This is a genomic window from Paraburkholderia sp. 40 (assembly GCF_050434105.1).
Taxonomy (GTDB): Bacteria; Pseudomonadota; Gammaproteobacteria; order Burkholderiales; family Burkholderiaceae; genus Paraburkholderia; species Paraburkholderia tuberum.
This window is the reverse complement of record NZ_JBNPVY010000002.1, coordinates 1-24,282: the sequence shown is the minus strand read 5'-3', so window position 1 is coordinate 24,282 and position 24,282 is coordinate 1. Positions and strand designations below refer to the sequence as shown.

Genomic DNA, 24,282 nt, shown 5'->3' with positions numbered 1-24,282 from the left:
CCATGACGGGGCGCCGCGCGACGCCCGGCCGATTCTGTCCAGTTGCGATTTGCCAGTGATAACCGGCCATTTTACGCGTTGGACGAAAATCGCCAGGGCGGGCGATCTGGACAGTTCGGGAGCAACCCGGTCAAGCCGCGGTTCGACCCATATTAGCGTCCGCCGCGGGCCATGCTGCCCCACACCCCGTCGCGCAGGATCAGCCCATGCAACAACGCCGCCGCCAGATGCAGCAGCACCGTCGCGAACAACGCGAACGCGAGCCACGTATGTAGCGCGCGCAGCAGCGCGAACAGCGCGACGTCGTGCGGTGCGATCGGCGGCAGATGCAGCGGACCGAACAGCGTGACCGGATAGCCGGCCGCCGATAGCATCGCCCAGCCGATCAGCGGCATCGCGAGCATCAGCCCGTACAGCACGAGGTGCGACGCATGCGCCGCGATTCGTTGCGGCTTCGACATGCGCGCAGGCAATGGCGGACTGCCGCGCATTACGCGCACCGCGAGCCGCACCAGCACGAGCAGCAGCAACGCGATGCCGAGCGGCCGATGCAGCGCGACCAACGCATCATGGGCACGCGATACCGTCGCCACCATGCCCACGCCGATAAACAGCATCGCGACGATCAGCGGCGCCATCGTCCAGTGCAGCAGCCGCGCGAGCGGACTGAAGTGAGTGCGGGTGCGCGTCATGAAGGCTCTCCGTTCGGCTGGGTTCGATGGATCTCGGGATGCAGCGCCTCCTCGCGCGTGCGGCGTTGGAACGACTGTGCGTAGGCCGCAGAGCGCGCGGCGAGCAGCGGATCGTCCGATGGCGCGATGCCGTCGGGCACGATCGTCGGATCGAAGTTGATGTCGCGGCAGGCGCCGTCTTCCTGCGACGTGGTGCGTTCGATCACGAGCGTCCCCGCGTCGACGCGCTGGCGGTCGTCGGGCCACTGCAGCGTCGCGTCGCTGGTCGGGTCGCCCGGTTGCGCGACGGTCAACAGCAGATGCCAGCGCAACGGTCCGTGTTGCAGACGCTCGTCGAGATCGGCGGCGAGGAAGTTCTTTTCGGCCTGCTGCGCCGCGGTGATCGGCGCGTAAGGCGTGTCGGGCACGACGGCCCAGCGCACGGCCCGCGTCGTGCCGTGGGCATCGGTAAACAGAAACGCGTCGATGCCGTAGTATGCGGCGTTCGCGAGGCTCGACGAGGGCGCGTGCGACTTGACCCAGCGCTGGAACGGCTGCGTCTCGGGATTGGCCGCGTAGAACGCCTTCAGCTTCGCGGGGTCCGGTTTGCCGGTCGCAGGGTCGGGCTTCGTGGCCAGCAATTGCTGATAGAACTGCGCTGGCGTATGCACCGCGAACACCGGCGTCGAGTTCATGCCGGTACGCCACTGTTCGCCATCGCGAAGCCGGAACTGCAGCGCGAGACTGCGCACCGGCGAGCTCGTATCGGGCGCGGACGGATTGCCGCCGGGCACCGCGAAGCGACCCGACACCGGCGTGCGGCCCGGCGCGAACACTGCCGCGTGCGACAGCGCCGCGCCATTGCCGTTGCTGTCGAAATAGCCGTCGATGCATAGGCCCTTGGCGTGATTGCGTCGATAGCCGGGATGCGGGCCCGCGACCGCCTCGAACGTATCGATGATGCGCGGGGCGGTCAGACGCGCGGGCGTCAGCCACCCCGCGGTGTAGGCGAAGCCGCCCGCGAGCGCGAGCGCGACCGCGCCGATCGCGGCGAGCCGGCATGGCACGCAGATCGGCCGCGGGTCGGAGCCGGCGGGGTTGGGTTTGGATTCGAAGGGTGGTGTCACGGAAACTCCTTGCCGGATGGATCGATGATTCGATCGATGGGTCGATCGACTCATCGACCAACGTACGGGCGAACACGCCTCGCTACGGTCTATTCCATCCGGCCCCGGCGCGCACATACAAACCCATTCGCGCGCCAGTGGCCGATGCTGCTTCAATGGGTGCCAGCGGCCGGCGCGCCCGAGTTCGCGACGTGGCTCGCGGCGACCGCCGCTTGCGCGGCGAGCGCCTGCTTGCGCTGCTCGACCTGACGTGCGAACACGGGACTGACATCGGGATATGACGCGTCGGTGATGTAGTCGAGACCGTTCTGCTGCGCCTCGATCAGTTCCTGGTACACCTGAGCACGTGTCTTGCCCTGCGCAAACGCGCTCGACGAAGCGGCGAGAACGACGAACGACAAAGCAACGAACGAAAGCTTTTTCATGATCGACTCCTTGGAGAGTTGTGCGGGTTCGCACCAGGGAGAACCACGGGTGGGCAGCGTTTATTCCTGTATTCGCGGCGTGAAAAAAACATCGCCGGCGCGGGGAATAAATGTCCCCGCCGCCGTGTTTGCCGTCCGATAGCAGCAATCAAGACCGCGCATCATCATGACCTCGACTCACCGCCCCTCCGGCGCTCCGCCCTCCGAAGACGACATCCAGGCCTATGCGGACGGCACGCTGACGCCCGAGCGCGCCGCGTCGCTGCGCGACTATCTCGGCAAGCATCCGGCGGAAGCACGGCGTGTCGCCTTTTACGACCGCTTGAACGCACAGATCCAGGCCACGTTTCAGACCGCCGAGGAGCCCGCGCCTAGGCACCTCGGCGGATCGCGCCCGCTGCGCATGCGCCCGCAACCAGGTGGTCGCGCACGCCGAACGCTCGTCGCGCTCGTCGCGCTCGCGCTGATGCTGAGCGCCATCAGCGGTTGGCTCCTGGCGACTCAGGTGTCGGCACGAGCGCTCGATAATGCCGCCGTGATGGCGCTCGCCGAAGTCACCGCACGGCCCTTTTCCTCGGCATCGCCGACGCGCGTCGATCCAGCCGCGCCGGATCTCGGCGCGATCGGCCTGCGCCTCGTCGAGCAACGCGTGCTGCGGCTCGGGCCATTGCAGCGCGCGGACGAACTCGTCTATCTGAACGGCGATCAGCAACCGGTGGTCGTGCTGTCGGCCGCGGCGCCGTTTGCGCGGGAAGAGCCACAGTGGGCCGCGCGCCGCATCGGCGAGCTGCGGCTGTTGACGTGGACCGCGCGGCGGCGCCGTTTCGTCGTCGCGGGCAATGCGCGCACCCACGGCCTGATGCGCGCCGCCGACGTGATGAGCGCGCGCTGACGCCGGTGCGCGCGGCCCTCGCGGAATAAAATGCGCTGACAGGTGTTTGCAGTTCGAACGCATCGTGCGACGGAAACCTCCGCGACCGGCCCGGCGCGTATCGATACCGACGCGAGTGAAGCCGATGCCACCCCCACGCCCCTTGACCGGGATCAACCATGGATGTCCGTGACGAGCTGATCGAGCACGTGCCGCGACTGCGGCGCTATGCGCGAGCGCTGATCAACAATCGAGAGCTCGCCGACGACCTCGTGCAGGATACGCTCGAGCGCGCGCTCGGCCGCACCCGTCTGTTCCAGCCGGGCACCGATCTGCGCGCGTGGCTGTTCACGATCATGCACAACGTCTTCGCGAATCAGGCGCGCAAGGCGTCGGCGCGCGCGGTCCACGTCGCGGTCGACGACGACAGCATCGCCGAAAGCGAGCTCGCGGTGCCATCGGGCCAGACGCGTTCGCTCGAAATGCGCGACCTCGACTACGCGTTGCAGCGGCTGCCGGTCGAACAGCGCGAGGTGGTGCTGCTGGTCGGTCTCGAGGAGATGAGCTATGCCGATGTCGCGCTCGCGCTGAACGTTCCGATCGGCACGGTGATGTCGCGGCTCTCGCGCGGACGCGAACGGCTGCGGGCTTTGATGGCGGGCGCCCAGCCCGGTGCGAAATTACAGGTGGTGCGATGAGCGAGCCGCAAATGCCGATCGGCGAAGAAGACTTGCACGCGTACGTGGACGGCACGCTGTCCGGCAAGCGGCGTGACGAGGTGGAGCGCGCGCTCGAACAGAATCCGGAGCTGGCCGCGCGCGTCAGCGATTACTTTTCGCTCAATGGTCTGCTTCACGAGCGCTACGACCGCGTGCTCAGCGAGCCCGTGCCGAAGCGTCTGCAGACCGGTGTGCCGCGCCGCGCGCGAGCGGCCGCGAACTGGCCGCGTTTTGCCGCGCAGTTCGCGGGCATGGCCGCGGCGCTCGTGCTCGGCGTGGGCATCGGCATGCACAGGAACGATCTGATTCCACCGGTTGCGATCGATCGAACCGACCCAGGGGCCGAAACGCAAGCCGGAAATCGTCCGGTCAGCGCGGACAGCGCCGAGGGTTTCGCGCGCCAGGCGGCGCTCGCGCACGTCGTCTACATGCCGGCGATCGACCGGCCGGGCGACATGAGCGCCGATCGCGAGCAGGACTTCGTGCAATGGCTCGCGAACCGGCTCGGCACCGAGGTCCATCCGCCGATGCTGTCCAGGAGCGGATTCATGCTGTCAGGCGGCCGCCTGCTGCCCGGCGACGACGGTCCGACGGCCCAGTTCATGTATCGCGGACCGAACGGCGAGCGCGTCACATTGTGCATCTCGCATCGTCGCGAGAACGCGAATACGACCGCGTTCAAGCTGTATCAGGCGGGGCCCGTCAACGTGTTCTATTGGGTCGACGGCGATTTTGGCTATGCGGTGTCGGGTGGGATCGATCGCAAGGAGCTGCTGCAGCTCGCGCATGATGTCTATGCGCAGTTGACGGGGGCCGCGCCCGGTTGAAGCGGATGCGCTCCGCGCCGCGCGGTTCGCGCATCAACGTCGTGTCTTCTCCTGCCCCGACATGGCCGCGTCATCGCGCGCGGCGCCGCGCAGTTCACGCGGCGTTGCACCGAGCAAACGCGACATCCAGTGCGCCATATGGCTCTGATGCGCAAAGCCCGTTTCGAGCGCGATCTGGCTTGCGCTGAGGCGTCCTTGCAGCAGCAGCGTTCGCGCGCGCTCGACCCTGCGCTGTACCACGTACTGATGCACGGGCACACCGAGCGTTTCGCGAAACAGCGCCTTGAAATGCGGCACGCTCAGTTGCGCCTGCGCGGCGAGCTCGTCGAGCGTCAGACGCTGATCGAGATGCGCGTCGATAAACTCGATCACACGTGCGGCCGTGCGCGGCGCGAGCGTACGCCGCCGGTTGTCCGGCATGGGTTCGACGCCAATCAGACGCACCAGCATCGCCGTACACAGACTTTCGGCGTAGAGCGGATCGGACGCATCGTCCGCTTCGAGCTCCGCGCGCAGCGCCCAGGCGAGATGCTGAAAGCGCGGATCGCGCATCTGGAAGCGCGGGCGCACCTGCGCGTCGGCCGAGTTCAACGCGAGTTGCTCGACGGTCCGTCGCGCGAAGTCCTCTGCAAACCAGACGCTGAAAATCGTGCAGGCGGCGTCATCGTTCCACTGACCTTCGAGCCCCGCGGGGATCACGTCGGCGTCGCCGTGCGAGTAGCGGCGCGCATCGCACAGACAGCGCGCAGTCACCGGCGCGCCAACGTGCACGCCCACGCGATGATGGCGAAACGCGGACATCCGATGCAAACCGGCCGACACGTTGACCAGCTCCGCACCGAAGCCTTGCCAGCCAAGCGCCCTGCTCGTGCGCACGGCGATGCGCGAGCCGCTGTGCGGCGCAGGCGCGGGAATCGGGGTGACGGCGTTCATCGCTTGTCTCCTGAATGAGCTGAATGACGGCGAGATGCCTGCATTGTGCGGCGTTTTTGGCAGGTTCGCCGGCGTGACGGAATTTCGTAGCTCGCGATCAGCCAACGCGATTCGCGCGACCTGTGCGGCATCGGATTAATAAATCATCCAGATCTGCGCAACGTCATCCAGATCTGAGCGCCTCGCGAGCACCGCGTCCCTACCATCACGTCATAGCGATCCTCAAAAGGAGCACAACGTGTTCGTTATTTTCGGAGCGACCGGTCACGTGGGACACGCGAGCGCAACCGCCTTGCGTCGCTCGGGCCACCAGGTACGCGCGGTGGTGCGCGACGCAACGCAAGCCGAAGCGCTCGCGGCGATCGGCTGCGAGATCGCGATCGCCGACCTGAACGACCCACAGCTGGTCGCGCGCGCGATCGACGGCGCGCAGGCAGTGCAATGGCTCTGTCCGGTGCCGGGAGCGCATGACGATCCCGCGGCCGCCATGCGGCGCATCATCGACGCGGGCGTCGCGGCTTTGCGCATCAGCGCGCCACCGCGGCTCCTCGCGCTATCCGACTACGGCGCCGAGCACGCGGATGGCACCGGCATCACGACGCTGTTCCACTACCTCGAAACGCAGTTGCGCACCGTCGCGTCGTCGCTGATCTTGTTGCGCGCCGCCGAGCACATGCAGAACTGGGCACGCGTGCTGCCGGTCGCGCTCGGCCGGGGCGCGCTGCCGAGTCTGCATGATCCGCTCGACAAGCTGTTTCCGACCGTCGCGGCGCAGGACGTCGGCGAGCTTGCCGCGCAGTTGCTGCTCGATGAAGGGCCTTCGCGCGCGACGCCACGGGTGGTCAGTATCGAAGGGAAAGAGCGGGTAAGCGCGCTCGACGTCGCGCGTACCTTGGCGGAACTGTCCGGGCGGCCGGTCATCGCCCACCGGGTGCCGCGCGACGAATGGAGTGCCGTGCTGCGCGGCGCCGGGCTCGGCGAGCGGCACGCCCAACTGATCGTCGATCTGTACGACGCGCACAACGCTGGACGCATCGACGTCGAGGCGAATATCAGCGAGCGACGCTTCGGCGCCACCACGTTGCGACAGGTATTGAGGGCGCTGCTATCGGGCGTGGCCGGTACGGCAGCGGCGGCGCGGTGATCCGCGTGGATGTAGGGCAAGCGGACGGCGCGGCGCGGCGCGAACAGCGTCGAAGGCGTTCAACACTGGAGAGACAGCATGCAGACCTGCCCGTTGCTTCGCGCATCGATCGACGCCAGATCAACGAAAAACGCAATGCGACGGATGCAGTGCGTAGCGTCAACACCGTCAACACCGTCAACGCACCCGAGCTCACGCGCCGAGCGCTGGCTGCGCATAGCGATAAGGCTAGCGAGCTTCATGGGCTGGCGCGCGCTTGCCAACCTGCTCGCCGCCATTCCCGACAGCAATGACGATTTCGGCGTGTTCTAGGGCCTGTTCACGCTAATAACGGGCTTGCGAACGTGCCTTTCCGCGCGTAGTGCAAGGAGAGAGGAGCGCCGTTTGGCCGAGCCAAACAAGCGACGACCGACGCCGCAATACGGGCGGAAAGGCACGTTCCCCTGTTTTAAAAAAACCTTCAAGGGGCTGGCCGCCAGAAGGGCCGAACGCAAGGATTGCGACGCAACGAATACCCGACGTATTCGCAAGGAGTATGACGCGGCGATCGGCCCTTCTGGCGGCCAGCGCAAGCCCGTTATTAGCGTGAACAGGCCCTAGGTTCTCAGTCATGAGCCGCGGGCGGGTCAAGCGGCGCTGAAGGTCCCGGCCTGGTGGCAAGCACCGCGCCGCAAGCCGCCACCAACCCGCTTATCGAGCGGGTTTACTCGTTCTCGTCGAAATAGTGACGCGGGCGATCCTTCTCGTACAAACCTACGCCAAAGCTTACGCAGGACCACTGAGAGGTTGATACCGTCAGCGATACCGTCGGGTCACGGCCTTTTTCAACGCGATCAACCCTGAACCACGGTTCGAGCTTCTCTGACCACAACGACGACTTTTAAGGTACAACCACGCCACTTGCCTAACTGAGTCGGTCGACCGGTGGTCTTGAGGTTTGTTCGACGCCTGCCCATCTCCGCGGGCTCACGAGCGCGTGAAGTCGCACGTTGGTTGTATTGAAGGTTCAAATCGGTGAGATGTGTCTCAACTGCAAGGGCACTCGACGTAGCGATCGCCGATGCGAGCGACTGGACGACCGCCACGACCGGACGGATCACGCCGCCCCCGAAATAGGTCGCGTCCATGACTTCTGGCACGCCATGCCCTTTTGCTTCCGGTGCGAAGCGGCTTCCCAGCCACGTGACCGCGAAGCCGCCGGGCTCGTCGAGCGTCGCCCCGACGCTTCCGACCGGCGACTCGTGCAGGTCCATCTGACGGAAAAAGACGAGCGGTGCCTGCTGAAGCTCGCGATGCTGCATAAGCGGGAAATCGAGTCATTCGGTTGGGCGCTGGGGCAGTTTCAGGTTCAACAGACGCCACTGGTTGGCGGAGCGACCAAATCGCCAGATTGGTGATCATGCAGCGGCGCCAGGGATGAGCATCCGTCGACGGCCGGCGCGCCGGCGACGATCTCCGCGTGCCAGCCCTTTAGCCCGTGTCCGTACGACCCATTCTCAAGACATCCCAGACCGCTTGGGCTAATGGGTGATTACCCTCGCACGGACGCGCCACAAGCTTTCAGGCCTGCCTTAATTGGGGCGATCGTTCTTATCATGCCAGGAGCGGCGACTGTGGCGCGAAGTCCGCTGGATGACATTTTCCGATGGACGCGAGTGGCTCGACGCCCCTCAGCGGCCACCGCTCGCCGCTTCGTGCGGAGCCGCACTGGACGCGCCTTCCGATTCGGCGGTACGTTCGACAGGTAGCTAAAGTGCCTTGCTAAATGCCCTATCGTGCGCTAAAAAACATCTACTTCCTTCGCGTGTCTACTGGCCGTCCGGCCAATGCCATGGACGCCTCCACCCAGCGAGCACGACTGTCCATGAGTCTTCTTGAGCTCAGAGGCGTTTCCAGGCATTTCGGCGCCATTCAGGCCCTGACCGACGTGACGCTCAGTCTCGAGCCAGGTCAGGTCGTGGGGCTCATGGGCGATAACGGGGCCGGGAAATCGACTTTGGTGAAGGTCGTCGCCGGCAACTTTCCACCTTCGCACGGCGAAATTCTCATCGATGGAAATCCCGTGCATTTCAACAAGCCGGTCGACGCGCGCGCGCGCGGCATCGAAGTCGTCTATCAGGATCTCGCGCTCTGCGACAACCTGACGGCAGCCGCCAACGTTTTCCTTGGCCGCGAACTGCGGGTCGGGTTCGGGCCTATCCGCGTGCTCGATCACGCGACCATGTATCGGCGTGCGGGTGAACTGTTCAAGGCACTGAAGTCCGAGACGCGCCCGCGCGACCTCGTCAGGCAAATGTCGGGGGGACAGCGGCAGGCGGTGGCCATCGCCCGCACGCGCCTCTCGGAAGCGAGGCTCGTTCTCATGGACGAGCCGACCGCCGCGATCAGTGTGCGCCAGGTCGTCGAGGTGCTCGATCTCATCAGACGCCTGTCCGAACACGGTATCGCCGTCATCCTCATCAGCCACCGCATGCCTGACGTATTCGCCGTCGCCCACCGGGTGGTTGTCATGCGGCGCGGGCGCAAGGTCGCGGACAAGAAGGCCGAAGAGTCCTCCCCGGAAGAAGTGACCGGACTGATCACCGGCGCCATCGCCGCTGCCTGAACCTGCCTCGCATTGGAGCCACCACATTGAACGACGCGCCGCGAAGGCCCCCTACAATGCCGCCATTGCTCGATGATCCACAGTCCGCGAGGACGCATACTCGCTGGTCGGGATTGCTCGCAAGCCAGGTGTTCTGGGTCGTGCTGGCAACGATCGTCGCCTGTATCGCCCTGTCTTTCGCGACCTCGACCTTCGCGACCTCCGAGAATCTTTTCAACGTTACGCGAAACTTCGCCTTCGTCGCCATCGTGGCGCTGGGAATGATGGCGGTGATCGTCACGGGCGGCATCGACATTTCGGTTGGCTCGACGATCGGCATCAGCGGTATCGTGCTCTCGGTCGTCATGAACGCGGGCTACCCGATCTGGGCCGGTATCGGCATGGGACTACTGACCGCCGGGCTGGTCGGCCTCGTCAACGGCTTGCTCATCGCGTATCTCGGCATGCAGCCTTTCGTCGTGACGCTCGCCATGCTGAGCGTCGGCCGCAGCCTCGCACTCGTGATCTCCCGCAGCCGGACCATTTTCGATTTCGGCCCCGACGGGAGCAAGCTCCTCGCGCTCGGCGGCGGCGCGACGCTCGGCGTCGCCAATCCGGTGTGGTTCCTGATCCTGCTTGGGCTGCTGTTCTGGTTCGCGTTCGGCTGGACGCGCTGGGGCCGCTACGTGTTCGCGATCGGCGGCAACCGTCATGCGGCGACTCTCACCGGCGTACCGGTGCGCCGCATCGTTTGTTCCGTCTACATGCTCTGCGGCCTCATGGCGGGCGTCGCGGCGATTCTCGAAGTCGGCTGGCTAGGCGCGGTGACGACAGGCCTCGGCACGGGCGACGAACTGCGCGTGATCGCTGCTACCGTGGTCGGCGGGACCAATCTGATCGGCGGGGTTGGCAGCGCCTTCGGCACGATCGTCGGCGCGGCGCTCATCGAGGTCATCCGCAACAGCCTGATCCTGCTCGGCGTCGACGCGTTCTGGCAGGGCACGGTCGTCGGCAGCTTCATCGTCGTCGCGGTGCTCTTCAACAGGCTCGGTGGCGAGCGGCAAGGAGATTGAAATGTCGTTGGACGCGCCGGCCGCTTCCCGGCCGGTGCCGCGGGAAGCGGGTGCGGCCGGATTAGGCGCGGAACTGCCGCACGCATGGGTTCACAAGACCGCGAGGATCCGCTCCAAGGCCGAGTTCCGATTTCGGGCCTGACGCTGGATCGTTATGAAGACTGTGCAGGCCGACATGGGCACCGTAGAGCCGGCGCCGAACAGGAGGAAGCAATGAAGAAACTGTGGATGTGTCTTGCTGCGGCTGGAGGACTCGCGATGCTGGCGTCCCCGGGCTTCGCGGCCGATAAGACCCTTGCGCTGGTGGTGAAGGGTCTCGACAACCCGTACTTCGACCTCATGCATCAAGGATGCGAACGGGCGAACAAGGAACTCAACAAGCAAGGCTACAACTGCTACTACACCGGTCCCGCGACCGCCGCGGACGAGAGCGCGCAAGTGCAGATCATCGACGACCTGCTGACCAAGGGCGTCGCGAGCATGGCGATCTCGCCCGCGAACGCGCCGGCTGTGGGAGAGGTGCTGCGCCGCCGCGGCGGATCGGTCCCGGTCATCACCGCGGATGCCGATCTGCTGCCGAAGGATGCGTCACTGCGCAAGAGCTATGTCGGCACCGACAACTACGAACTGGGCGCCAAGCTTGGCGAGCAGTTGAAGATGCTGATGCCGAAAGGCGGCAATGTCTGCCTGGTGATGGGCAATCCGGCAGCGGAGAACATCAACCAGCGGGCCCAGGGCGCGCGCGATGTGCTCTCCGGGAAGAAAGGGATCACGAAGCTTGCTGGCGAGAACGGCTGGCATGAGATCAGTGGCTGTCCGCTTTACGTGAACGACGACGCCGCCAAGGCGAACCAGATGATGCAGGACACGCTGACCGCCAACCCTACCGGTCTCGACGCCTTTCTGCTAGCGGGCGGCTGGCCTCTCTTTGCGCCGCAGGCCTTTTCGCAGGTTGTCGCGCCGATAATGGACAAGATCAAGAACGGCAAGTTCGTGATCGTCTCGGCGGATACGCTCGGGCCCGAACTGCAAGCGCTCAAGGACCGCAAGGTGAATGTGCTCGTCGGCCAGCGGCCCGAGGAAATGGGCTACCGCGCCGCGATGGTCATGCGTGACCTCGCGGAAGGGAAGTCGGTACCTCAGGTCATTCACACCGGACTCGACGTCTGCACATGGAAGAACGCCGACACTTGCCTGAAGCATTGAAGGCCGGCGGCCCTGATCCAGCCGCCGTCGCACAACGACCTCGGCGCGCCCTACGCGCGGCACGCGCAGATCCGTTGCTCTCTCGTTATGAAGCCCCTTGGTCTTTTGTTTCGGGATCGTCCACCAGAGACCGTCCGCTTCCTCCGCAATCTCCGTGCTCTCCATAGCGACGATCTCGCCACCACGCGTGCCGGTCCGAAGGTAGAGCGTCAACGCATCAGCCACAGTCAAACTGAAGTTCGGCAGCCACCGGATCAATGTACCCAGTTCATCTGCTGATAGCACTCGTTTCTGGGTCCCGGTGTATTTGCCCTCGACCTTGCGCCGTTTGCTCTTCAGTCGCCCTCTCAGAACTTCCCTCCACCAATTCGCGGTGTTTTCAGGAAGACGACCAGCATCAAGTGCGTAATGCCGGGCGCTACCCAGTTCCATGCGAAGGCGCCGGCGTCGACCGGTACGACTCGAGGAAATCGAAAGACTCGGCGTAGGTTTCTGCACAACGGCACAAAAACCTACGCCAGCATCACAAGTTTGGGGTAAGCGAAGCGTTAATATTTTCTTAAAATTCAGATACTTGTCGTATATCCTGGAAGCCTTTTGGCTTACCGGGACAAGCCTGAAAACATGGCTATTCGTTCTCGTCGAAGTAATGCCCGAACTTCAGCTGCTTCGTGCGGATATACCGCTCGTTTTCCTCGCGCATCGGAATCGCGAGGGCGACACGCTCGCACACCGGAATGCCGTGCTTCGACAGCGTGTCGAACTTTTCGGGATTGTTACTCATCAGCCGCACCGACGTGACCTTCAGCGTGCGCAGGATGCCCGCGGCCGAATCGTATTCACGTGAATCGTCGGGCAGGCCGAGATCGAGGTTGGCTTCGACGGTATCGCGCCCTTGCTCCTGCAGCGCATACGCGCGGATCTTGTTCGACAGACCGATGCCGCGTCCTTCGTGGCCGCGCAGATACAGCAGTACGCCGCAACCCTCTGCCGCGATATAGCGCAGCGCGAGATCGAGCTGCTCGCCGCAGTCGCAGCGATAGGAGCCGAGCACGTCGCCCGTCAGACATTCCGAATGCAGGCGCGTCAGCACCGACGACTGGTTGGCGACATCGCCCATCACGAGCGCGAGATGTTCGGCGCCGCTGTCGACCACGCGAAACACATAGGAAGTGAACGTGCCGTAGCGCGTGGGCAGCGTGGCGGTGGCGTCGAGCACGACGCATTCGCCGGTGACGGCGCCGTCCGCTGCGGGCGATGGATCCTGAGACGTGAGCATGGCGTTGAACAATGGTGCTGGCATGAACCCGGTCGAGCCGGGGATAAGGTGTGGACTGCGAGTTTACCGCTAATCCGCATGCAGCACGCGGATGCCCCTTCGCTTGCACGGGACGCTGCCCCGCGACAAGCCGCACCAGACACGCGCATCAGGCGAAACACGACCCCGAGACCCGAAACAAGCCGACGCGGACCGCGTCAATCCAGCGCGCATCGTCCGGCGCGCCCGAGGTATTCCCGGTGTACCGCGGGCGCGCGTCGCGCCTATACTGGTATCGCCTGTCCCTCACGACAGTGCGCCACTTCGGCGTGCTGCATTGCGAAACGGAGCCGCTCCATGACAAGCGTTGCACAGCTTCTTAAAACGAAACCGAACCCCTCCGACGTCTACACGATCGGCGCCGACGATTCCGTCTACGAGGCGATCCGGTTGATGGCCGAGAAAGGCATCGGCGCGCTGGTGGTGACGGACGGCGACAGCATCGCCGGCATCATCACGGAGCGCGACTACGCGCGCAAGATCGTGCTGATGGACCGATCGTCGAAGGCGACGCCGGTGCGCGACATCATGAGCAAGGCGGTGCGCTTCGTTCGTCCGGACCAGACGACCGAAGAGTGCATGGCGCTGATGACCGAGCGGCGCATGCGTCACCTGCCTGTCATCGACAACGAGAGGCTGGTCGGCATGGTGTCGATTGGCGACCTCGTGAAGGACATCATCGCGGAACAGCAGTTCACGATTCAGCAACTCGAGTTCTATATTCACGGCGAACGGCTCTAACAGGCAGCACGGTTTTCGCTTAGCGACACCGCATCGATCATCCGCGCGGGACCAGACGCAAAAAAAGCCCAAACCTCTAAGAGCTTGGGCCAAGCTACCTTGCGGCAGCGGAGGTTCCTTCGGAAAGAGGAACGCAACGCGCGCGGATCACACGCTCTCGGGCGCATGAGTGCGGCGCGCTCGTTTGAAACAGTACCGGGTATGAAACGCTGTGTGCGCAGTCAAACGACGCGCACACAGATTCTGCTGCCTGCTTAGTTACCGAAATAGACGCTCTTCGGGCCGCTCATCGGCTGCTTCATGCCGCCCGCCTGGGTCGATCCGCTCATCGGCGCGCCGTAACCGCTGGTATCAGCGCTCGGCTGGGTTTGCGCGACGGCCGGATTTTGCGCTTGCACGCGCTGCTCGGCGGCCTGGATGTCGGCCGGATAATTCGGGTCGCTCGAGGTCGACGGGTTGTAGCCCGCGTGCTCCAGCTGGATCAGTTCGCTGCGGACTTCCGCGCGGGTGACCGGCTGCTCGCTCGACTGCGCGAACGATACGACTGGCGCGGCGACAAAGGCCGCAATGGCAACTGCCTTGATCAGCGATTTCATGATGACTTCCCTCCAATGTGGTTTTATCTGCATCGCCGACACCTCGGTGTCCAGCGAATGACTTGAGTCTAGTCACCGCACTGCCAAGGGAAAACCCTTAATTGCGAGATAGAAAATTGCTCAGTTCGCAACGATCTCGGAAATATCGTGGAACCGCCTCCGTTAGCATGATCTTCGGGGTAACAATTGCCCGGATCGTCACCTTTGCGTCTGATGTTTCCGAAATACGTCTGATCGAAGAAAAAATTCGCCCGCACGCACGCCGAAACGTCTGAATCGATGTACGCGCGTAGCTGCGACGTCATGCGCCCGAATGCGGAATCGTCAGTAGCTTGCGCGGGCCGCTGACGAACGCGCTGCCCGGCTCGAAAAATCGCAACGGACGGTGCATCTCGCGCGACAGGCCGATGCGCGTCGTCACGCCGATCGGCGCGTCGCCAGTCTCGATCACGCCGATCCATAGCCCCCGCCCCGTACACAAATCGCGGCCGTCGAACGTCTGGCCGATGCCGAACGCCACCGTCAGCCGGCCGGGTCCGCGCGCGAGATCGCGCAGCGGCACGCCGGGACGGCGCGCTTCCATCAGCGCGAGTCCTTCGAGCGGTTCGATCGCGCGCAGCAGGATGCCGGCGCCGACCTCCTCCGCTTCGGACGACATGTTGAGCATGTAAGACACGCCGTAGGTCAGCCGCACATAAGCATGACCGCGCGCGAGGAACATCGACCCGTTGTACGGACGACGTCCGATGAACGCATGGCTCGTCGAGTCGCCGAGCGGATACGCCTCGGTCTCGACGATGCGTCCGCTCAGGCGTCCTTCGGGCAGATCGTGCACGAGATATTTGCCGACCATGAAGCGCGCGAGTTCCACGGTATCGGTCGGCAGATCCTCGCGGCGCAACGGTCGGATCGGAAGAGCTTCGTTTCGCATGCGCTGGGTTTCCTCGAGTCGGTGCTGAAATCGGTGCTGAAACCTACGGCCTCGCGACAAGCGCGCAGTCGCCCCACTCCCACGTCATCGACCGGTTACGCTCGACAAATTCGTTGTACCGAAGCCTCATTTTCTGCGCCATGGAAGTCAACATGGCACCAATTGTTGTATTGTGTGCATCCGGCCGGTCACACGGCCGTTTGCATGTTTCGGCGCGCGCTTCGCGGCTCGCTGAAACCGCGTGTCGGCTGAAAGCGTTCGCAGACTGCTGTGCCTGTTCCATTGGCATTGAATCCCGCTGTACCCGCTGGTGTATAAAAATCGACCCCATCCGGGGATCGACGTTCTACGACAACAGGAGATGGTTGAATGAAAGCATTCTCGGCAATCAAGGTGATCGGCGGCGCGCTGGTCGTTCTCGCTTCCCTCAACGCGTACGCGCAAAGCAGCGATGCGGCCGCGACCGCAGCGCCGGCGGCATCGGCACCGACCGCCAAGCAGACTCGCGCGGCTAATCGCGCGCTGCAGAAGAAGGTCCGCGCGGCGCTCGCGCGTACGAAGGGCCTGACCGTCGGCAATATCACCGTGCGCGCACGCGACGGCGCCGTCACGCTGGAAGGCTCGGTGCCGGAACAGGCTCAGATCGAACTCGCGACGAACGCCGCTCAAGGCGTGGCAGGCGTGACGTCGGTGAAGAGCGCACTGTCGATCCGCGCGATGGGCCAGTAATCCGGTCGAACGGCCGAAGAAGTTGCGGTAACAGCAGCAAGCTGGCGTCGACGGCGGAAAGCTCCGCCGCGACGCCAATTCCCCCTCCGATGCAGCGCTCGACACTATTGCCTCACGGTGCGGCCATCGCACCATCCGACGCGGCGATTCCCCGCGCCCCCGAAACCGCGATATTTTTAATGCGCTACGCGCGTCGCGATGACGACCCGACCGCGTGGCGACGGCTTCTCGTAACGAGTTATCCCCGATAATTTAATAGCTTAACGTCACTTGTTAAGATATTACTTCAGGTTCACACACGCACCGAAAGGAAGGCCGGATGACTGCGTCCGTGACCGTCTTGCCTCGTTGGACTCTCGTCGCGCCGATCGTTAGCTGGATCGTGCTCGCCGCCGCCTACGCGATGCCGGGCAACACGCTGCTGCTCGCACTGGCCGGCATGTCGCTATGCGCGGCCGTGTTTGCCGCCGTGCATCATGCCGAAGTGGTCGCGCATCGCGTCGGCGAGCCGTTTGGCACGATGGTGCTCGCGGTCGCCGTCACGGTGATCGAGGTGGCGCTGATCGTCTCGGTGATGCTGACGTCCGGTCCCGAGAAAGCCGGCCTCGCGCGCGATACGGTATTCGCGGCCGTGATGATCGTCTGCAACGGGCTCGTCGGGCTGTGTCTGCTGGTGGGCGGCATCCGCCATCTGGAACAGGACTTCCAGAGCCGCGGCGCGGCGGCCGCGCTGGCGGTGCTCGCGTCGCTGTCGGTACTGACGCTCGTGATGCCGAATTTCACGACCACCAGCCCTGGGCCTGTCCTTTCGCCGTCGCAGCTCGCGTTTGCCGGCGTGTCGTCGCTGGTGCTGTACTGCGTGTTCGTGTTCGTGCAGACGGTGCGCCATCGCGACTACTTCCTCGCCGGCGTGCCCGACGAAGACGTCCATGCCGAGCCGCCGGGCGCGCGCCTCGCCGCCATCAGCGGCGTGCTGCTGCTCGTGAGCCTCGTCGCGGTCGTGCTGCTCGCGAAAGTGCTGTCGCCGGTGGTCGAGTCCGCGGTGCTGAGCGCGGGCGCGCCGCCGGCGGTGGTCGGTATTGTGATTGCGTCGCTGGTGCTGTTGCCGGAAGGGCTCGCGGCGCTGCGCGCAGCGCGCGCCGACCGCCTGCAGACCAGCCTGAACCTCGCGCTCGGCTCGTCACTGGCGAGTATCGGCCTGACTATTCCCACCGTCGCGGGCGTGTTCCTGTACATCGGTCGGCCTATCGTGCTCGGCATCGATGGCAAGGACATGGTGCTGCTCGCGCTCACGCTGGTGGTCGCCACGCTGACGCTCAGCACCGGGCGCACGACGATTCTGCAAGGCGCCGTGCATCTGTCGCTGTTCGCGGCTTATCTGTTTCTGTCGTTCGCGCCGTGACGCGATGCCTTATCCGACACGGGTGGACGGCAACCTCACTCTTCCCAATGCTCGGCGATCCAGTCGCGGAACAGATTCAGCTTCTGCTGTTGCGCGACTGAGTCCGGATACACGAAGTAATAGCGCCAGCCGGTCTTCAGCACGGTATCGAACGGCCGCACGAGGCGCCGGGCGGCGACGTCCTCGTCGATTAGCGCGAGGTCGCTGATCGCGACACCGAAGCCCTGCGCGGCGGCGTTGGTCGCCATGTCGAGCGTATCGAAGCTCGGGCCGAGTTCCGCGTCGATCGTCGCGGCGCCCGCCGAATCGGCTTCCGCGACTTTCGCGAGCCACATCTTCCAGTCGCGGTGATCGCGCGTCGGATGCAGCAGCGTGTGGCGCGCGAGATCGGCCACCTGCGCGAGCGGCTTGTCCTTCAGCAGCTCGGGCGTGCAGACCGGCGTCAGACGCTCCTCGAACAGCGACACCGCCTGCACGTCCGCACCGGGCGACGAACCGTAGATGATCGCCGCGTCGAACGGCTCGCTCTGGAAATCGACGTCGTGCTGCCAGGTGGTCGTGATCTGCACGTGCAGATCGGGATAGTCGGACTGGAAGCGCATGATCTTCGGCAGCATCCAGCGCATCACGCAGGTCGGCACCTTGAGCGCGAGATCGGTGCGCTGCCTCGTCAAGCGCAGCGACATTTCCTCGATCCGCGCGAAGCTCTCCTTGACCGCCGGCAGCAGCATTTCGCCCTCGGCGGTCAGCGTCAGCCCCTTTGCGTGACGCCTGAACAGCGGAAACTTGTAGTACTCCTCGAGCGCGATGATCTGCCGGCTGACCGCGCCTTGCGTCAGGCACAGATGATCGGCAGCACGCGTGAAGCTGCGATGGCGCGCGACGGTTTCGAAAATCTGCAGCGCGTTGAGCGGCGGTAGGCGTCGCATCGGATATCCAGGATCAGAAAAAATCATTGCGTGGCTGCGGCAGCGCCCCTCGCCGCCCTGCCTGTCACGCCCACAGCATACGCGATCGGCTATGCGCGCACGAGTGGGCGCGCGGGCAAACCCGCATGCGTTCGACTCATGGCATGCGTGCAAACGCCCGTACTGAAGAATGTCGCACCGGCGTGGTGCAAAAAAGCCTTCAGCAATCGCACCAGAACCGAGCTTTCCTCATACCTCGACGCACGCTGGGATTCCTCAGCCAGATATGGACGTTAACCCGCATAAGCCATCGCCCGTAGCTTCCCGCCGCGTCGTCGAATCGCTCGCCCCCGTGATCGCCGGCGGCGAGCCATGAGCGTACGTCATGCCATCCATGCGCATATTTCGATTGTTGCGTGATTTTGGCAAACCTACAGTGCATCCACGCACGGTATATCCGGCAGCGGTCACGGCGAATCATGGGCAACGGGCGTTCAACACAGGAGACCGCCATGCAGCAGATCAAACGGGGTAGAAGGCAGGCCATCAAGATGATCGGTACGGCGCTCGCGGCATCCGCGCTGCCGATGCCGTTCCTCAACCTGCGCGCGCAGGAGCACAACTTCAGCGGCAAGACGCTGCGCATCCTCACGTGGTCGGACGATACCGGCACGGCCGCGCTGCGCAACATCGCCGCGACCTTCACCGCGAAGACCGGCGCGAAGGTCATCGCCGATCGCGCCGACGGCACCTCCGGCATGGTCGCGAAAGTCAAGGCAGCGGGCGAGCGCCCCACCTATGACGTGATCACGCTCGCCGGCGTCGGCGCCTCCGGCCTCGCCGACGCGGGCCTGCTGATGAAGCCCGACCTCGACCGCCTGCCGAACCTGAAAGAAGTCGCGCCGCCATACCGCACCGGCGCGAACGGTTTCGGCGTCGGCTATCTGCTGTGGTCCGACGGCCTCATCTACAACACCGCGACGGTCAAGACGCCGCCTTCGTCGTACGAGGCGCTGTGGGACCCGAAATACACCGGCCGCGTTTTCCTGCCGCCGCCCGAGTGGGCCGAAGCGGTCGATCTCGCGATCATCGCCGCGAAGATGAACGGCGGTTCGCAGCAGAACATCGAGCCCGGCTTCAAGAAGCTCGCGCAACTCAAAGACCACGTGATGACGCTCGGCGAGAACCCGAACCAGGTGGCCGACCTGTTCCGCACGGGCTCGCTCGACATCGGCGGCATCTACTCGCCCGCGTTTTTCCCGGGTCAGATCCGCAAGCCCGAATACAAGATGGGCGTGACCTACGGCATGAAGGAAGGCTTCGCGACGCAACTGATGTTCACGGTGATTCCGAAAGCGCATCCGGGCGACACCGACCTGATCCACGCGTTCATCAATCACTCGCTCGACGCCGGCGTGCAAGGCCGCATGGCCGCCGATGTGCTGAACGGCCCAGTCAATTCGAAAGCGATGATTCCGGCCGAGAGCCGCGCGTTCGTGCCGAGCCCGCAGCAGATCGCCGAGAAAGCCGTGCTGCATGACGACAAGGCGCTCGCCGCCGTGCAGCCGGCATGGATCAAGCGCTACACCGAAATCTTCTCGGCGTAACCACGATGCTCGCGCGCTTCCCGCGGCGTGCCGCGATGATGCCGGACGAAGCCGCGCCGGGCCCAGCGCCCGGCGGCGGCGCCTCCGCTTCCGCAGTTGTTGCGACGGCCGCGTCCGACCCCGCTGCCGGCGCAACGACGCTCGCGAAAGCCCGGCCGTGGCTGCTGCTCGCGCCGATCCTGCTGTTTCTGGCGATACTCGGCGCGGCCGCGCTGGTCGTGCTGCGCATGAGCTTCGGCACGTCCGGCAACGAATGGCGCAGCTTCACGCTGCAGAACTACGCGGACCTGCTCGACGGCTACTTCCTGAAATCGTTGTGGCTGACGCTGCGGCTCGCGTTCCAGAGCATGCTGTGCGCGGTCGTGCTCGCAATTCCGGTCGCGCTCGCGATGGCGCGCACGACATCGCGGCTCGCGCGCCGGCTGCTGCTCGCGGGTGTGCTGCTGCCGCTGCTCGTCAATCTGCTGCTGCAAGGCTATGGCTGGCTCGTGATCCTCGGCCCGGCGGGTCTGCTCAATCACGCTCTGCTCGCGAGCGGACTCGTCGAGCGTCCGGTGATGTGGCTGTATCGCGAGCATGGCGTGCTGCTGGGGCTGATCCAGACCGCGTTTCCGCTCGCCGTGCTGCCGCTGTCCAGCGCGATGCGCGCGGTGTCGATCTCGTACGAGGAAGCCGCCGCGACGCTCGGCGCGACGCGCTGGCAAACGCTGCGTCACGTGCTGCTGCCGCTCGCGATGCCGGGCCTCGTGTCGGGCGCGCTGCTGGTGTTCGCGTACAACGCGAGCGCGTTCGCGGTGCCGCTGCTGCTCGGCGGCCGGCGTGTGCCGATGCTCGCGGTGCTGGTGCACGATCAGGTCGCGCCGCTGCTGAACTGGCCGGCCGCCTCCGCTTCCGGCCTGGTGCTGATGATCGCGACGCTCGCCGTGATGGCGCTGTCGCAACGGCTCGTGCGCCGCACCCAACGTCTGACCGGGGAGCCTCACGCATGAGCACGCCGCTGCCGAGTTCGCGCCTGCCGCGCACCGAACCTCAGACGCCCCGCTTTCCACGCCTGCCGCAGACGATGCCCGGCCAGCTCGGCCGCGCGACCGCGCTCGTCGCCGGCGTGGTGCTGTTTCTCGCCGCGCTGCCGATCCTGACGATGATCGCGATGTCGTTCAGCGCGGCCGACACGCTCGAATTCCCGCCGCACGCGTACAGCCTGCACTGGTACCGCGCGGCGTGGCACAGCTTCGTGTCACCGGACGCGACCGATACGCTGTCGATGGGCGCCGCGCTGACCACGAGCCTCGTCGTCGCGCTAGCGACGATGCTGATCGCGACGCTGGTCTCCGTGCCCGCCGCGTACGCGCTGTCGCGCTACCGTTTTCACGGCAAGCCGGTGGTCGAGCAACTGGTCGCGCTGCCGCTCGTCTATCCGCTCGTGATGCTCGGCCTGTCGCTGCTGCTGGTGTTCAACGTGCTGCCGGTCGAGCTTGGCGTCGGCCGTCTGATCATCGCGCATGTGATCCTGGCGCTGCCGTTCACGGTGAAGAACTGCGCGGCGTCGGTCGCGTCGATCGGCCCCGAGTTCGAGGAAGCCGCGCTCGTGATGGGCGCGAGCCCCGGCCGCGCGCTCATCGACGTGGTGCTGCCGCTGATGCGCCCCGGCATTCTCGCCGGCATGCTGTTCGCCTTCATCGTGTCGTTCAACGAGTTCACGGTGACGTTCTTCCTGTACAGCATCGATACGATGACGCTGCCGGTGTGGCTTTATAGCCGCACGGTGTCGTCGCTCGATCCGACCGTGTTCTGTTTCGCGGTGGTCATCGTCGCGATCGACTTCGCGCTGATCTGGCTGCTCGAAAAGCTGATCGGCGACGAAGGCGTCGCGCTGTGAACCCGTCACCTTGCTGGAGCTTCCGATGACCCATCTGACCTTGCAGGCCGTCACGCGGCGCTTCGGCGCCGTGCATGCCGTCGACGACGTCGACCTGAGCGTGCCCGACGGCAAGCTCGTGTGCTTTCTCGGCCCGTCCGGCTGCGGCAAGACCACGCTGCTGCGGATGATCGCAGGCCTCGAAACGCCGACCGAGGGCAGCATCCATTTCGCCGGCCGCGACATCACGCGACTGCCGGCCAATCGGCGCGACTTTGGGATGGTGTTCCAGTCGCTCGCGCTGTTTCCGCATATGACGGTCGCGCAGAACGTCGTGTATCCGCTGAAGCTGCGCAAGGTCTCGAAAGAGAAGCAAACGCGCCGCGTCGCCGAGCTGCTCGAACTGATCCAGCTGCCGCACATGGCGAACCGGCCGGTCACGCAACTGTCGGGCGGCCAGCGCCAACGCGTCGCGATCGCGCGCGCGATCGCTTCGGAGCCCCAACTGCTGCTGCTCGACGAACCGCTGTCCGCGCTCGACGCGAAGCTGCGCGAAGCGATGCAGGTCGAAATCCGCCTGCTGCAGCAACGCCTCGGCATCACGACGATCATGGTCACGCACGACCAGCGCGAAGCGATGACGATGGCCGACGAGATCGTCGTGATGGAGAAAGGCCGCATCGCGCAGGTCGGCAAGCCGCTCGACATCTACCGCGATCCGGTCAGCGAGTTCGTCGCCGACTTCATCGGCCTCGGCAACATCCTGCCGGTGCGGTACGACGGCGAGGGCATCGTGAGCCTGCCGGGCGGACGGCGCATCGCGGTGACGCCGAACCCGAGCGCGCCGCTCGCCGATGCGCGGCAGCCGGGTGCGGCCGGCGACGCGATCCGCCTGCTGATTCGCCCCGAGGACATCTGCGTGAAGGCGGCCACGGAAGCACCGAACGCGAACCGGCTGCCCGGTACCGTCACGTTCATTCGCGACGTCGGCGCCTCGCTCGAAGCGACGATCGATTGCGTCGGCTTCACGCTGACCGCCGCGACCACGCCGCGCGAAACGCCCGGGCTCGCGCTCGGCATGCCGGTGCTCGCCGAGCTGCCGCCGCACGCGTGCAAGCTGATCGCCGCGCGCGCCGCCTGATACCCGAACCCATCACACACGCTTCGCTTCGATAAAACCGCATGACGACAGAGGAACAGATGATGAACCAGCGCCCCGCTCTCCAATCGACCCGCCGCGTGTTCGCGACGCTCGCCGCGACGCTCGCGATGACCGCGCTCGGCGCGCTGTGCGCGCTGCCATCGGCCGCGCATGCCGACGCGCTCGACGACATCGCGAAGTCCGGCACCGTGCGCATCGGCGTATTCGAGGACTATCCGCCGTTCGGCTCGATCGGTCCGGACATGAAGCCGGTCGGCTACGACATCGACGTCGCCAATCTGATCGGCAAGGCGCTCAACGCGAAGGTCGAACTGGTGCCGGTCACCGGCGACAACCGCATGGCCTTTCTCGCCGACCGCAAGGCCGACATGTTGCTGTCGGTCGGCCAGACGCCCGAGCGCGAAAAAGTGATCGACTTCTCGCAACCCTACGCGCCGTACTACCTCGCGGTGTTCGGCCCGAAGTCGCTGCCGGTGAAAAACGCCGCCGACCTCGGCGGCAAGTCGATCTCGGTCGCGCGCGGCACGCTCGAAGACCTGAGCGTGACGAAGATCGCGCCGCCGTCGGCGAACATCAAACGTTTCGACGATCCGAACGGCGCCATTTCGGCGTTTCTTTCTGGTCAGGTACAGTTGATGGTGGTCGGCAACGACGTCGGCGCGACGATTCTCGCGCGGCATCCGGCGAACGATCCGGAGCAGAAGTTCGCGCTGTTCAGCTCGCCCGATCACGTCGGTCTGAACAAGAACGAGCCGCGCCTGAAGGCGAAGGTCGACGAAACGATTGCCAAGGCCCGCAAGGACGGCACGATGAACGCGATTTCGCAGAAGTGGCTGCGCGCGCCGCTGCCGGCCGATCTTTGAACCCTGTGGCGTGGCGCCGTGAAGGCCGCGCCGCGATCTGATCCTACGATGGGCAAGAGGCCATGACTTACGCGTTCGATTTCAGCGGCTTCGGCCTGTATGCGGGGATGCTCGCGCGCGGCGCCGCCGTGACGCTCGGCCTCACGGCCGTGTCGACCCTGGCGGGTGGGCTGGTGGGGATCGCCGGCGCGAGCATCGCGGCGGCCGGGCCGAAGTGGGCGCGCTGGCTGGTCGCGAGCTACGTCGAGCTGATCCGCAACACGCCTTTTCTGGTGCAGTTGTTCTTCGTGTTTTTCGGCCTGCCGAGCCTCGGCATTCATATCGACGAGATCCAGGCCGCGATTCTTGCGATGACCGTCAATCTCGGCGCGTACGCGATCGAGATCGTGCGCGCCGGCATCGATTCGATTTCGCGCGGCCAGGTGCAGGCCGCCCAGGCGCTCGGCCTGCATGGACGCCAGGTGTTCCGCTGCGTCGTGCTGCCGCAGGCGCTCGCCAACGTGTTTCCCGCGCTGCTCGGCCAGGTGCTGATCGTGATGCTCGGCTCGGCCGTCGTGTCGCAGATATCGGTGCCCGACCTGACCTAT

Annotated in this window: 27 protein-coding genes and 1 pseudogene; 18 read left to right on the top strand and 10 right to left on the bottom strand. The window is 65.2% G+C overall.

Features of this window, described 5'->3' with window-relative positions:
* Window positions 1-152 precede the first annotated feature (152 nt).
* From OKW28_RS01450 to OKW28_RS01440, 3 genes are all read right to left on the bottom strand, one after another.
* Window positions 153-692 (bottom strand): cytochrome b, encoded by a 540-nt coding sequence (locus OKW28_RS01450; protein ID WP_429443327.1) that lies wholly within the window; start codon window positions 690-692, stop codon window positions 153-155.
* Entirely contained in the window at window positions 689-1,744 is a 1,056-nt protein-coding gene (locus OKW28_RS01445; RefSeq protein ID WP_429446801.1) for a catalase family peroxidase, read from the bottom strand. The genes OKW28_RS01450 and OKW28_RS01445 overlap by 4 nt, the downstream gene beginning before the upstream one ends.
* Before the next feature lie 206 nt (window positions 1,745-1,950).
* Complete coding sequence (locus OKW28_RS01440; protein ID WP_429443325.1) at window positions 1,951-2,223, bottom strand: DUF4148 domain-containing protein; 273 nt, start codon at window positions 2,221-2,223, stop codon at window positions 1,951-1,953.
* A gap of 166 nt (window positions 2,224-2,389) precedes the next feature.
* Between OKW28_RS01440 and OKW28_RS01435 the strand changes: the two genes are divergently transcribed.
* From OKW28_RS01435 to OKW28_RS01425, 3 genes are all read left to right on the top strand, one after another.
* Window positions 2,390-3,115, top strand: a complete 726-nt coding sequence (locus OKW28_RS01435) for an anti-sigma factor family protein (RefSeq protein ID WP_429443323.1) — start codon at window positions 2,390-2,392, stop codon at window positions 3,113-3,115.
* A gap of 158 nt (window positions 3,116-3,273) precedes the next feature.
* Complete coding sequence (locus tag OKW28_RS01430; RefSeq protein ID WP_018421072.1) at window positions 3,274-3,792, top strand: sigma-70 family RNA polymerase sigma factor; 519 nt, start codon at window positions 3,274-3,276, stop codon at window positions 3,790-3,792.
* Window positions 3,789-4,640 (top strand): anti-sigma factor family protein, encoded by an 852-nt coding sequence (locus OKW28_RS01425; RefSeq protein ID WP_429443321.1) that lies wholly within the window; start codon window positions 3,789-3,791, stop codon window positions 4,638-4,640. Before OKW28_RS01430 ends, OKW28_RS01425 begins: the two co-directional genes overlap by 4 nt.
* A 33-nt stretch (window positions 4,641-4,673) precedes the next feature.
* Here OKW28_RS01425 and OKW28_RS01420 read toward each other — a convergent pair whose 3' ends face one another.
* On the bottom strand, window positions 4,674-5,573 hold the full coding sequence (locus OKW28_RS01420) for a helix-turn-helix domain-containing protein (RefSeq protein WP_429443319.1): 900 nt from the start codon (window positions 5,571-5,573) through the stop codon (window positions 4,674-4,676).
* 238 nt (window positions 5,574-5,811) lie between these two features.
* Here OKW28_RS01420 and OKW28_RS01415 point away from each other — a divergent pair, with 238 nt between their 5' ends.
* The 3 genes from OKW28_RS01415 to OKW28_RS01405 all read left to right on the top strand — a co-directional run bounded on the left by OKW28_RS01415 (window position 5,812) and on the right by OKW28_RS01405 (window position 7,317).
* The gene (locus tag OKW28_RS01415) at window positions 5,812-6,717 is read left to right on the top strand and encodes an NAD(P)H-binding protein (RefSeq protein ID WP_429443317.1); all 906 of its coding nucleotides are present in this window, start codon (window positions 5,812-5,814) and stop codon (window positions 6,715-6,717) included.
* Between the two features lie 78 nt (window positions 6,718-6,795).
* Complete coding sequence (locus OKW28_RS01410) at window positions 6,796-7,029, top strand: hypothetical protein (protein WP_429443314.1); 234 nt, start codon at window positions 6,796-6,798, stop codon at window positions 7,027-7,029.
* A 72-nt stretch (window positions 7,030-7,101) separates the two neighbouring features.
* The gene (locus OKW28_RS01405) at window positions 7,102-7,317 is read left to right on the top strand and encodes a hypothetical protein (protein ID WP_429443313.1); all 216 of its coding nucleotides are present in this window, start codon (window positions 7,102-7,104) and stop codon (window positions 7,315-7,317) included.
* Between the two features lie 233 nt (window positions 7,318-7,550).
* Here OKW28_RS01405 and OKW28_RS01400 read toward each other — a convergent pair whose 3' ends face one another.
* Complete coding sequence (locus OKW28_RS01400) at window positions 7,551-8,018, bottom strand: chloride channel protein (RefSeq protein WP_429443311.1); 468 nt, start codon at window positions 8,016-8,018, stop codon at window positions 7,551-7,553.
* Window positions 8,019-8,482: 464 nt separating this feature from the next.
* Between OKW28_RS01400 and OKW28_RS01395 the strand changes: the two genes are divergently transcribed.
* The 3 genes from OKW28_RS01395 (at window position 8,483) to OKW28_RS01385 (ending at window position 11,580) form a co-directional block, all read left to right on the top strand.
* The gene (locus OKW28_RS01395; RefSeq protein ID WP_429443309.1) at window positions 8,483-9,322 is read left to right on the top strand and encodes an ATP-binding cassette domain-containing protein; all 840 of its coding nucleotides are present in this window, start codon (window positions 8,483-8,485) and stop codon (window positions 9,320-9,322) included.
* Between the two features lie 56 nt (window positions 9,323-9,378).
* Entirely contained in the window at window positions 9,379-10,374 is a 996-nt protein-coding gene (locus OKW28_RS01390; protein WP_429443307.1) for an ABC transporter permease, read from the top strand.
* 213 nt (window positions 10,375-10,587) lie between these two features.
* Complete coding sequence (locus tag OKW28_RS01385; RefSeq protein WP_429443305.1) at window positions 10,588-11,580, top strand: sugar-binding protein; 993 nt, start codon at window positions 10,588-10,590, stop codon at window positions 11,578-11,580.
* 11 nt (window positions 11,581-11,591) lie between these two features.
* On the opposite strand, the pseudogene OKW28_RS01380 reads toward OKW28_RS01385, so the two are convergent.
* Window positions 11,592-12,070: pseudogene (locus OKW28_RS01380) on the bottom strand (tyrosine-type recombinase/integrase); the annotation flags it as partial.
* 138 nt (window positions 12,071-12,208) lie between these two features.
* Complete coding sequence (ribA, locus tag OKW28_RS01375; RefSeq protein ID WP_090805969.1) at window positions 12,209-12,859, bottom strand: GTP cyclohydrolase II; 651 nt, start codon at window positions 12,857-12,859, stop codon at window positions 12,209-12,211.
* 336 nt (window positions 12,860-13,195) lie between these two features.
* Between ribA and OKW28_RS01370 the strand changes: the two genes are divergently transcribed.
* Complete coding sequence (locus tag OKW28_RS01370; protein WP_429443302.1) at window positions 13,196-13,639, top strand: CBS domain-containing protein; 444 nt, start codon at window positions 13,196-13,198, stop codon at window positions 13,637-13,639.
* Window positions 13,640-13,893: 254 nt separating this feature from the next.
* On the opposite strand, the gene OKW28_RS01365 is transcribed toward OKW28_RS01370, so the two are convergent.
* Together OKW28_RS01365 and OKW28_RS01360 are read right to left on the bottom strand one after the other, a co-directional pair.
* A complete protein-coding gene (locus OKW28_RS01365; protein ID WP_429443300.1) occupies window positions 13,894-14,235 on the bottom strand; it encodes a DUF4148 domain-containing protein in 342 nt (113 codons plus the stop codon).
* A gap of 301 nt (window positions 14,236-14,536) precedes the next feature.
* The gene (locus OKW28_RS01360) at window positions 14,537-15,166 is read right to left on the bottom strand and encodes a DNA-3-methyladenine glycosylase (RefSeq protein WP_429443298.1); all 630 of its coding nucleotides are present in this window, start codon (window positions 15,164-15,166) and stop codon (window positions 14,537-14,539) included.
* A 369-nt stretch (window positions 15,167-15,535) separates the two neighbouring features.
* On the opposite strand from OKW28_RS01360, the gene OKW28_RS01355 reads away from it, so the two are divergent.
* Window positions 15,536-15,895 (top strand): BON domain-containing protein, encoded by a 360-nt coding sequence (locus OKW28_RS01355; protein ID WP_429443295.1) that lies wholly within the window; start codon window positions 15,536-15,538, stop codon window positions 15,893-15,895.
* A gap of 319 nt (window positions 15,896-16,214) precedes the next feature.
* Window positions 16,215-17,297, top strand: a complete 1,083-nt coding sequence (locus OKW28_RS01350) for a calcium:proton antiporter (protein ID WP_429443293.1) — start codon at window positions 16,215-16,217, stop codon at window positions 17,295-17,297.
* A gap of 35 nt (window positions 17,298-17,332) precedes the next feature.
* Here the strand turns inward: OKW28_RS01350 and OKW28_RS01345 are convergent, their stop codons facing one another.
* Window positions 17,333-18,226, bottom strand: coding sequence for a LysR substrate-binding domain-containing protein (locus OKW28_RS01345; RefSeq protein ID WP_429443291.1), 894 nt, complete (start codon window positions 18,224-18,226; stop codon window positions 17,333-17,335).
* A 491-nt stretch (window positions 18,227-18,717) separates the two neighbouring features.
* Here OKW28_RS01345 and OKW28_RS01340 point away from each other — a divergent pair, with 491 nt between their 5' ends.
* The 6 genes from OKW28_RS01340 to OKW28_RS01315 all read left to right on the top strand — a co-directional run.
* Entirely contained in the window at window positions 18,718-19,812 is a 1,095-nt protein-coding gene (locus OKW28_RS01340; RefSeq protein WP_429443289.1) for an ABC transporter substrate-binding protein, read from the top strand.
* A gap of 5 nt (window positions 19,813-19,817) precedes the next feature.
* A complete protein-coding gene (locus OKW28_RS01335) occupies window positions 19,818-20,801 on the top strand; it encodes an ABC transporter permease (protein ID WP_429446799.1) in 984 nt (327 codons plus the stop codon).
* Window positions 20,798-21,691 (top strand): ABC transporter permease, encoded by an 894-nt coding sequence (locus OKW28_RS01330; protein ID WP_429443287.1) that lies wholly within the window; start codon window positions 20,798-20,800, stop codon window positions 21,689-21,691. Before OKW28_RS01335 ends, OKW28_RS01330 begins: the two co-directional genes overlap by 4 nt.
* A 25-nt stretch (window positions 21,692-21,716) precedes the next feature.
* On the top strand, window positions 21,717-22,811 hold the full coding sequence (locus tag OKW28_RS01325) for an ABC transporter ATP-binding protein (RefSeq protein ID WP_429443285.1): 1,095 nt from the start codon (window positions 21,717-21,719) through the stop codon (window positions 22,809-22,811).
* 62 nt (window positions 22,812-22,873) lie between these two features.
* Window positions 22,874-23,695, top strand: coding sequence for a transporter substrate-binding domain-containing protein (locus tag OKW28_RS01320; RefSeq protein ID WP_429446797.1), 822 nt, complete (start codon window positions 22,874-22,876; stop codon window positions 23,693-23,695).
* 62 nt (window positions 23,696-23,757) lie between these two features.
* The coding region (locus OKW28_RS01315; RefSeq protein WP_429443283.1) for an amino acid ABC transporter permease at window positions 23,758-24,282 on the top strand (525 nt) is incomplete at its 3' end.

Bases quoted from the DNA above. Each gene is read 5' to 3' on its own strand.
- OKW28_RS01450 (WP_429443327.1), bottom strand. From the start codon at position 692: ATGACGCGCACCCGCACTCACTTCAGTCCGCTCGCGCGGCTGCTGCAC.
- OKW28_RS01440 (WP_429443325.1), bottom strand. From the start codon at position 2,223: ATGAAAAAGCTTTCGTTCGTTGCTTTGTCGTTCGTCGTTCTCGCCGCT.
- OKW28_RS01435 (WP_429443323.1), top strand. From the start codon at position 2,390: ATGACCTCGACTCACCGCCCCTCCGGCGCTCCGCCCTCCGAAGACGAC.
- OKW28_RS01430 (WP_018421072.1), top strand. From the start codon at position 3,274: ATGGATGTCCGTGACGAGCTGATCGAGCACGTGCCGCGACTGCGGCGC.
- OKW28_RS01425 (WP_429443321.1), top strand. From the start codon at position 3,789: ATGAGCGAGCCGCAAATGCCGATCGGCGAAGAAGACTTGCACGCGTAC.
- OKW28_RS01420 (WP_429443319.1), bottom strand. From the start codon at position 5,573: ATGAACGCCGTCACCCCGATTCCCGCGCCTGCGCCGCACAGCGGCTCG.
- OKW28_RS01410 (WP_429443314.1), top strand. From the start codon at position 6,796: ATGCAGACCTGCCCGTTGCTTCGCGCATCGATCGACGCCAGATCAACG.
- OKW28_RS01400 (WP_429443311.1), bottom strand. From the start codon at position 8,018: ATGCAGCATCGCGAGCTTCAGCAGGCACCGCTCGTCTTTTTCCGTCAG.
- OKW28_RS01395 (WP_429443309.1), top strand. From the start codon at position 8,483: ATGCCCTATCGTGCGCTAAAAAACATCTACTTCCTTCGCGTGTCTACT.
- OKW28_RS01390 (WP_429443307.1), top strand. From the start codon at position 9,379: ATGCCGCCATTGCTCGATGATCCACAGTCCGCGAGGACGCATACTCGC.
- OKW28_RS01385 (WP_429443305.1), top strand. From the start codon at position 10,588: ATGAAGAAACTGTGGATGTGTCTTGCTGCGGCTGGAGGACTCGCGATG.
- ribA (WP_090805969.1), bottom strand. From the start codon at position 12,859: ATGCTCACGTCTCAGGATCCATCGCCCGCAGCGGACGGCGCCGTCACC.
- OKW28_RS01370 (WP_429443302.1), top strand. From the start codon at position 13,196: ATGACAAGCGTTGCACAGCTTCTTAAAACGAAACCGAACCCCTCCGAC.
- OKW28_RS01365 (WP_429443300.1), bottom strand. From the start codon at position 14,235: ATGAAATCGCTGATCAAGGCAGTTGCCATTGCGGCCTTTGTCGCCGCG.
- OKW28_RS01360 (WP_429443298.1), bottom strand. From the start codon at position 15,166: ATGCGAAACGAAGCTCTTCCGATCCGACCGTTGCGCCGCGAGGATCTG.
- OKW28_RS01355 (WP_429443295.1), top strand. From the start codon at position 15,536: ATGAAAGCATTCTCGGCAATCAAGGTGATCGGCGGCGCGCTGGTCGTT.
- OKW28_RS01350 (WP_429443293.1), top strand. From the start codon at position 16,215: ATGACTGCGTCCGTGACCGTCTTGCCTCGTTGGACTCTCGTCGCGCCG.
- OKW28_RS01345 (WP_429443291.1), bottom strand. From the start codon at position 18,226: ATGCGACGCCTACCGCCGCTCAACGCGCTGCAGATTTTCGAAACCGTC.
- OKW28_RS01340 (WP_429443289.1), top strand. From the start codon at position 18,718: ATGCAGCAGATCAAACGGGGTAGAAGGCAGGCCATCAAGATGATCGGT.
- OKW28_RS01335 (WP_429446799.1), top strand. From the start codon at position 19,818: ATGCTCGCGCGCTTCCCGCGGCGTGCCGCGATGATGCCGGACGAAGCC.
- OKW28_RS01330 (WP_429443287.1), top strand. From the start codon at position 20,798: ATGAGCACGCCGCTGCCGAGTTCGCGCCTGCCGCGCACCGAACCTCAG.
- OKW28_RS01325 (WP_429443285.1), top strand. From the start codon at position 21,717: ATGACCCATCTGACCTTGCAGGCCGTCACGCGGCGCTTCGGCGCCGTG.
- OKW28_RS01320 (WP_429446797.1), top strand. From the start codon at position 22,874: ATGAACCAGCGCCCCGCTCTCCAATCGACCCGCCGCGTGTTCGCGACG.